Raw genomic sequence first — 7,342 nt, forward strand, 5'->3', positions numbered from 1 at the left:
AACCGGCAAAAAGACGAAATGGACATGTCCCAAACTGAAATGGACATGTCCCCAAATGATCGAAGGAAAAATGAAACGGAGAGAAGAATATGAATGAAATACAATTAAAATACGGATGCAACCCCAACCAGAAACCATCCCGGATCTACATGGAAGACGGAAGCGAGCTTCCGGTAACCGTCCTAAACGGCAATCCAGGCTATATTAACTTTCTGGACGCACTGAACGGCTGGCAGCTGGTAAAAGAATTAAAAGAAGCCACCGGCCTGCCCGCTGCGACTTCCTTTAAACATGTATCCCCGGCGGGAGCAGCAGTCGGTCTTCCCCTGACCGATACTCTGGCAAAGATTTATTGGGTAGACGATCTGGGAGAGCTTTCCCCGCTGGCCTGCGCCTATGCCCGGGCAAGGGGCGCGGACAGAATGTCCTCCTTTGGCGACTTCATTTCTCTTTCCGATGTCTGCGACGCAGATACCGCGAGATTGATTAAAAGAGAAGTATCCGATGGGGTAATCGCTCCGGGCTATACGGATGAGGCGCTGGAAATTCTGAAACAGAAGAAAAAAGGCGGTTACAATGTCATTCAGATCGACCCCTCCTACGTGCCGGCCCCGATTGAGCATAAAGAAGTGTATGGGGTAACCTTTGAACAGGGCCGCAATGAATTAAAAGCAGACAACGAACTGCTCTCCCATGTGGTTACGGTAAATAAAGATATCCCGGAATCCGCCTTGATCGATATGAAAATCGCGCTGATCACACTGAAATATACTCAGTCCAATTCCGTATGTTACGTAAAGGACGGGCAGGCGATCGGTATCGGAGCGGGGCAGCAGTCCAGAATTCACTGCACGCGCCTGGCCGGTTCCAAGGCGGATAACTGGTTCCTGCGCCAGTCGCCGCAAGTCCTGGGCCTTCAGTTTGTCGACAAGCTGGGCCGGGCCGACCGGGATAATGCCATCGACGTCTATATGGGAGATGAGTGTATGGACGTATTAGCGGATGGCGCTTGGGAAAAAATCTTCAAAGTAAAACCGGCAGAATTCACCAGAGAAGAAAAGAGAGAATGGCTGAATCAGCTTCAGGACGTAACCCTTGGCTCCGACGCTTTCTTCCCGTTCTCCGATAATATCGAGCGCGCCCGCAAGAGCGGTGTAAAATACATCGTTCAGCCCGGCGGTTCCGTAAGAGATGACGCAGTGATCGACTGCTGTGACAAATATGGCATGGCTATGGCATTCACTGGAATCCGTCTGTTCCATCATTGATATCGGCACAACCAAACAGGAGCGAACCCGTGTAGCGGGCCGCTCCTGTTTTATAAATATTTGAAAATCATCAAATATGCATCCGCCGTCTAACTTCTTCCCGGAGTCTGCTCCGTCTGATAATCGTAATGAGCGCCACATCTGTAATAATACAGCAGGTCATGACTACGGCCGACCAGGACAAAGACAGTCCTTGCGCCTCAAAATTACGGATCAGCAGTTCAATGCAGACGGTCAGCGCGCCGGTCTCCGCAATGATAACAGCTGCCGTGGACAGGATGGAGGTGTGCAGGTGCCGGATACAAAACGCAAATATGACGATCAAAGCGGTCGTAATCAGGATGATCGGGACCGCGATGGAAAAGTACCAGCCGTTGCCCGGATGCAGATACGCAATGATGCCAAAATACATGGCGATGCTCAGCCCATCCAGCAGCAAAGAGATATACAAGTGTACTGCCCGGGAGAAGAACAGGGGAAGAAAAAACACCCACAGAACGATACAGGCCCCGATCACATAGAGAGACCACATACTGGTGGTGAAAAAGAAAAGATTTAAAAGGCCGCAGACAACCGCTGTGGTAGCCAATATTACAGACATCAGAATCGTAACGTCGCTTCTCCTTACCGGGCCGGCCGCACCCTTTACGGAAGGAAAAGGCTTTGGAGAAGTCAGATCCACAGGGTTGTTCGGATTGACTACCCTGGTATTGCACAGCGGACAGACTTCGCAGGTTTTATGAAGCTCCACGCCGCAGTTTACACAATAAGACATCGATTCATCCCTCCACTTTTCGGTTGCTTTCTATTTTCACTGGAATGCCGTCCTGCACCAGTTTTCTGAAGAACAGGCGTTCCACATCGGCTTCCACGATACTGCTGGCGAAGCTGATGCTCAAAATATTTCCATAACTCATGATAGCACAATTGGTCCGCGCCGAGAAGGGCTGTCCCATCAGCACGTCAAAGCGCTCAATATGCTCCCGCATCTCCTCCGGCGTATCCACGACGCCCAGATTGGTCAGTCCTGCCGTGGACTGGCGGTCCTGCACGCGTATATAGAACTGCTTCACGATCAGATCCTTTAAAAACAACGGAATGATCCGGATCAGCGGATTCTGCTGAGTCGAAGCGTTGGTGGTGATATCCGCGTTCAAAAATTTATCATTGATGTAATACCGCATATAGTGATGCACCTGAGTCAGGATCTCTTCAAAAGTATACTCCCCCATCCGCGGATCTACGGACGGATAAACCATTGTGATAAAATTGCGGAGCGTCCCCGAGGGGAAAAACCTGCGCAGATTCACCGGCATAGCAAGTTTGACCGGTTTTTCGGCAAATACGCGGGAAGTTTTCTGCTTTTCCAGAAGCGCGAAGATCAGGGCGGCATTCAGATATTCCGTCACAGATACCCGGTAATTCCTGGAGATTTGGAGAATGCGGTCCACCGGCAGTATTCCGGTTATGATATTTAAAGTATAAAACGGTTCCTTTGTTCCGCGAATCAGATACGCCCGCTCCTGGCTCCGGGGAGGCTTGACCCTGGAAGAGGCATAGCGAAGATAAGCGTCCTCCAGCTCCTCCGGATCAGGCTCTGTTTCGATATCCAGTACCCCGTTTCCATTGGGAATATCATATCCTTTCAGCCGCAGATACACCGCGGTGATCGTCCGTAACAGGTACAAGGCCCCGTTGCCGTCGGACAGCGAATGGAACATTTCCAGTGAGATCTTGCGGTGATAATAATAAATTCGGATCAGATACCGGTTGTTCGCCTTGAAGGCCATCGGCATACACGGGTTGGCAATATCCGGCTGCACAAAAGGTCCGGGCCTGTTATTCGGTTCCAGATATCGCCAGAACACGCCCTTCCTTAAAGCTACTTTAAAAGCCGGAAAACGCGGGAGCGTAAGATCCACCGCTTTTTGCAGGAGATCCGGCTCCACATCCTCTTTCAACAATACGGATATACGATAGACGCTTGAAAAGTTTTTTCTCTGCAGCGTAGGGTAGACATTAGCGGAGAGATCCAATTTATACCATGTTTTTCTGTTCTTGCTTGTTTTTTCCATAATTTTATTATAAAAGCACTTTTCCAATTGCGCAATGAAAACATAACGAAACGTGTAACGGAACTGCCGAGAATTCATTGGACGATGCTTGTGCGGTATGATAGAATAATATATCCCGATGGAAGCGTTCCATACACAGTCAGCGAGAGAAGACGCCGTATTTGTAACAGACGGTGATTTTCGGAAAGGCCCCATCGGGGCAATGATTCACAAAAAATGATATTGGCAAAAATAATACTGACAAATAAATCGTATTTATGGGATAATAGTGCCAACGGAACTATAATATAAACCGGACGTAAACAGTTCAGCAGGAGGAACTATGGAGAAGGCAACGAAGCGGAACCAAAATCTGATGAGGGCAATTAAACGGATGCATACCCTGGTTGAAAGCGATGATATAGAAAAACAGCGGGCCTCCCAGGAAAATTTAAGCGGGCTTTTTACAAAAAGCAAGGAAATGAAATACGAATCCTTCGAGATTGACCATATTCCCGCGGAATGGGTCAGTGTGGACCGGCGTCATATTAAGAAATATGTAATTCTCTACTGCCATGGCGGCGGTTATAATACGGGCAGCTTCCGGTATGCCCGCAGCATCACGAATAAGCTGGCCAGCACCACGTCCATGGATGTTTTAAGCTTTGATTACCGGCTGGCGCCTGAATCCCCGTTTCCATGCGCGCTGCAGGATGCCATAAAAGCCTGGGACTATCTGATGCACTTTGGTTATGGGGCCCGGGATGTCATCGTCGCCGGAGATTCGGCCGGTGGAAACCTGGCTTTGACCCTGGTGCTTAAGTTAAAAGAACAGGGCCGCATCCTGCCAAGGGGCCTGATCCTGTTCTCGCCATGGACCGATCTGACGAAAAGTGGAAAGTCCCATCAAAGCAAGGCGGAGATCGACCCTATATTATCGGAAGAATATTTGGACAAGGCGATCCTTGATTACGCCGCAGACCAGGAGCTGACGAATCCGTTCATCTCCCCGCTTTTCGCAGACTTCGAAGGCTTTCCTCCCACCTATATCCAGGTGGGTAACAATGAGATCCTGCTGTCCGATTCCGTGAACCTCCAAAGGCAGATGCAAAAATGTCATGTGCAGGTAAGGCTGGATCTCTACAAAGGAATGTGGCATGTTTTCCAGATGGCGCCCTTTAAGGCCGCCTACGATGCCATTGATCAGATGACAGAATTCATATTCGACATCTGCCGGTAAACAGATGTAAACAATAAATAGATGTAGAATTAAATAGATGTAAGAATTAAGTAGATGTAAGAATTAAGTAGATGTAAGAATTAAGTAGATGTAAGAATTAAGTAGATGTATGAATTAAATAGATTTAAGCTATTTGAATAAAAAATAGTAGCGCTCGAAAAAACCTCGCTGACTATTTTTCATGCATCGCACATAAGCGGCTTAAAAACAGCCGCAAGTGCTCATAGCTATAAAAAATAGTTTCCCAAAAACGTGTAACAACACAGGAAAGGAGTTATATTATGCAGAATCATTTTTGTAAAACGCCTCTCTGGGAGGCAAGCCAGACCCTGGCGGCGGTGGCGGGAGGAAGCCATCCGGCCGAAACTGTCATCATCAACGCGAAGCTGGTAAATGTGTGCACCGCGGAAATCCAGGAAAATATCAGCGTTGCCATTGCCAAAGGCCGCATTGCCCTGGTGGGGGATGCAGAGCATTGCATCGGGCCCCAGACGGAGGTGATTGACGCCGAAGGCCAGTACATAGCCCCCGGATTCCTGGACGGCCATATCCACATCGAGTCCTCGATGTTAAGTGTGGGTGAATACGCGCGCGCGGTTGTTCCCCATGGAACCACAGGCATCTATCCGGACCCTCACGAGATCTGTAATGTCCTGGGCCTGCCGGGAGTGGAATGCATGATCGAAGATTCCAAGCGTACGCCGTTAAAAACCATGTTTGTAACGCCGTCCTGCGTGCCGGCGGTTCCCGGCTTTGAGGATACCGGCAGTTTTGTCGGCCCCTCCGATGTAGCCAAGACCATGGAATGGGATCACATCGTAGGACTGGGAGAAATGATGAACTTCCCGGGCATCCTATCCGGAACCGATCACGCTCACGGCATCGTCGCAGAAACCTTAAAAGCAGGAAAAACGGTGACCGGTCACTATTCTATGCCGGAAACCGGACCGGGACTCAATGCCTACATCGCCAGCGGAATCCGCTGCTGCCACGAATCCACCCGCGCGGAGGACGCCCTGGCCAAGATGCGTCTTGGCATGTATGCCCAGTTACGAGAAGGAAGCGCCTGGCACGATCTGCACGAGGTATCCAAAGCCATCACCCAGCACAAGGTGGACACCCGCTTTGCCTGCCTGATCTCCGACGACACACATCCGCATACCCTGACCTCTCAGGGCCATCTGGATTATCTGCTGCGCCGTGCCCTGGAAGAGGGCATCGACCCCATCACCGCGATACAGATGGTGACCATCAACACGGCCCAGTGTTACCAGATGGATCACGAGCTGGGCAGCATCACGCCGGGAAAATGTGCCGATATCGTATTCCTGAAAGATCTGGAGCACATGGAAGTAACCCGTGTTCTGATCGACGGCGGCGTGGTGGCGGAAAACGGGAAAATGTGCGTACCGATTCCGTCCTATACCTATCCCGACTGGGCGCAGCATTCCATGCATGTCCGGGACGAAATCACCCCGGAAAGCTTCCGGATTCAAGCGGACACGGATAAGGACAGCGTAACCGTCCGCGCCATAGAAGTCATCCCAGCCAGAGTAGGCGATTACGAGCGCCATGTAAAGCTGCAGGTAACAGACGGAAAGCTGGAAAGCGATACATCCCAGGATATTCTGAAAACCTTCGTATTCGAACGCCATCACGAGACCGGTAAATTCGGAGCCGGTTTTGTCAAAGGCTTCGGCATCCAGTGCGGAGCCATGGCCAGCACAGTAGCCCACGACGCCCACAACCTGTTAGTGGTCGGCACCAACGACGAAGATATGGCTCTGGCCGCCAACACGCTGATTCAGTGCGGCGGAGGAATGACCGCCGTACAGAACGGAAAAGTCCTGGGCTGCACCCCGCTTCCGATCGCCGGCCTGATGAACGACAAACCGGTGGAAGAGGTAGCCGCGCTAGTGGCCGGGCTGGAGGAAGCCTGGAAAACAATCGGCTGCCAGATGCCGTCTCCTTTTATGACGATGGCCTTGATTCCGTTGGCCTGTCTGCCGGAACTGCGGCTGACGAACCGCGGATTAGTGGACTGCACCACGTTTCAGTTTGCTTCGCTGATTGTGGAAGAGTGAGAGGGGAGAGAACCTCACAGGGTCTGAAACGGTTCTTCCCTGGGGGTGGGGATGCTCGCTGCTTCGGGACGGGGGCAATGCGCGGCATCCGGGGCGGCTCCCGGTGGTTGGGTTCTTTTGTGTCTCCCTGGAGGCGCGGAGGGCTTGCGCTGGCCGCCGCTAAGTGGAATCGAAAAGCCGGGTTCAGGAACCGAGCCTATTCACCAGGAACACTTGAGGTGTTCCCGGTTCAGAGGCTCTTGCCCGTCGGACGTGAAGTCCGCCGGGCATCCTGAACCCGGCTTTCCGATTCCACTAAGCGGCGGCTCAGCCGCCCTATGCGCCTCCAGGGAGACACAAAAGAACCCAACCGCCGGGAGCCGCCCCGGATGCCGCGCATTGTCCCCGTCCCGAAGCAGCGAGCATCCCCACCCCCAGGGAAGGACCGTTCCAGACCCTGTGAGGTTCTCCTGATTGCAAAGTTACTTGGTTCTAAAATCTGGCTGCAAGCAATTTTTTGCCACAATTTTTTACACATCCCGGATTGACCTCTACCAGCTCTCTACTCTTGATTTGGAATCGTTTCGATGCCCGATACCTTTGAAGAATGGAGTTGAGGATGGTTTGTTCACTGTAGAAACATTAGTTGATAAATTTATACATTATTGAGCAGCGAATGCTGCGAATCCGCCCGAAGGGCATGTATTAATGGGATAC

Annotated in this window: 5 protein-coding genes; 3 read left to right on the forward strand and 2 right to left on the reverse strand. The window is 51.2% G+C overall.

Features of this window, described 5'->3' with window-relative positions:
• The first annotated feature begins 89 nt into the window (after nucleotides 1-89).
• Entirely contained in the window at nucleotides 90-1,268 is a 1,179-nt protein-coding gene (locus KTH89_RS19140; protein WP_238722768.1) for a phosphoribosylaminoimidazolecarboxamide formyltransferase, read from the forward strand.
• A gap of 70 nt (nucleotides 1,269-1,338) precedes the next feature.
• Here the strand turns inward: KTH89_RS19140 and KTH89_RS19145 are convergent, their stop codons facing one another.
• Both KTH89_RS19145 and KTH89_RS19150 read right to left on the reverse strand, forming a co-directional pair.
• Nucleotides 1,339-2,043, reverse strand: a complete 705-nt coding sequence (locus tag KTH89_RS19145) for a DUF6320 domain-containing protein (protein ID WP_238722769.1) — start codon at nucleotides 2,041-2,043, stop codon at nucleotides 1,339-1,341.
• Nucleotides 2,044-2,047: 4 nt separating this feature from the next.
• Nucleotides 2,048-3,343 carry an alcohol acetyltransferase gene (locus KTH89_RS19150; RefSeq protein ID WP_158347329.1) on the reverse strand — a complete coding sequence of 432 codons (1,296 nt, stop codon included), beginning with the start codon at nucleotides 3,341-3,343 and terminating at the stop codon, nucleotides 2,048-2,050.
• 322 nt (nucleotides 3,344-3,665) lie between these two features.
• On the opposite strand from KTH89_RS19150, the gene KTH89_RS19155 reads away from it, so the two are divergent.
• Nucleotides 3,666-4,562: an alpha/beta hydrolase gene (locus KTH89_RS19155; RefSeq protein WP_238722770.1), complete on the forward strand. Its 897-nt coding sequence runs from the start codon at nucleotides 3,666-3,668 to the stop codon at nucleotides 4,560-4,562.
• Between the two features lie 281 nt (nucleotides 4,563-4,843).
• Nucleotides 4,844-6,646 (forward strand): adenine deaminase, encoded by a 1,803-nt coding sequence (ade, locus tag KTH89_RS19160; protein ID WP_238722771.1) that lies wholly within the window; start codon nucleotides 4,844-4,846, stop codon nucleotides 6,644-6,646.
• Nucleotides 6,647-7,342: the final 696 nt, after the last annotated feature.

It is taken from the genome of Diplocloster agilis (genome assembly GCF_019042275.1).
In the GTDB taxonomy this organism is placed as follows: domain Bacteria; phylum Bacillota; class Clostridia; order Lachnospirales; family Lachnospiraceae; genus Diplocloster; species Diplocloster agilis.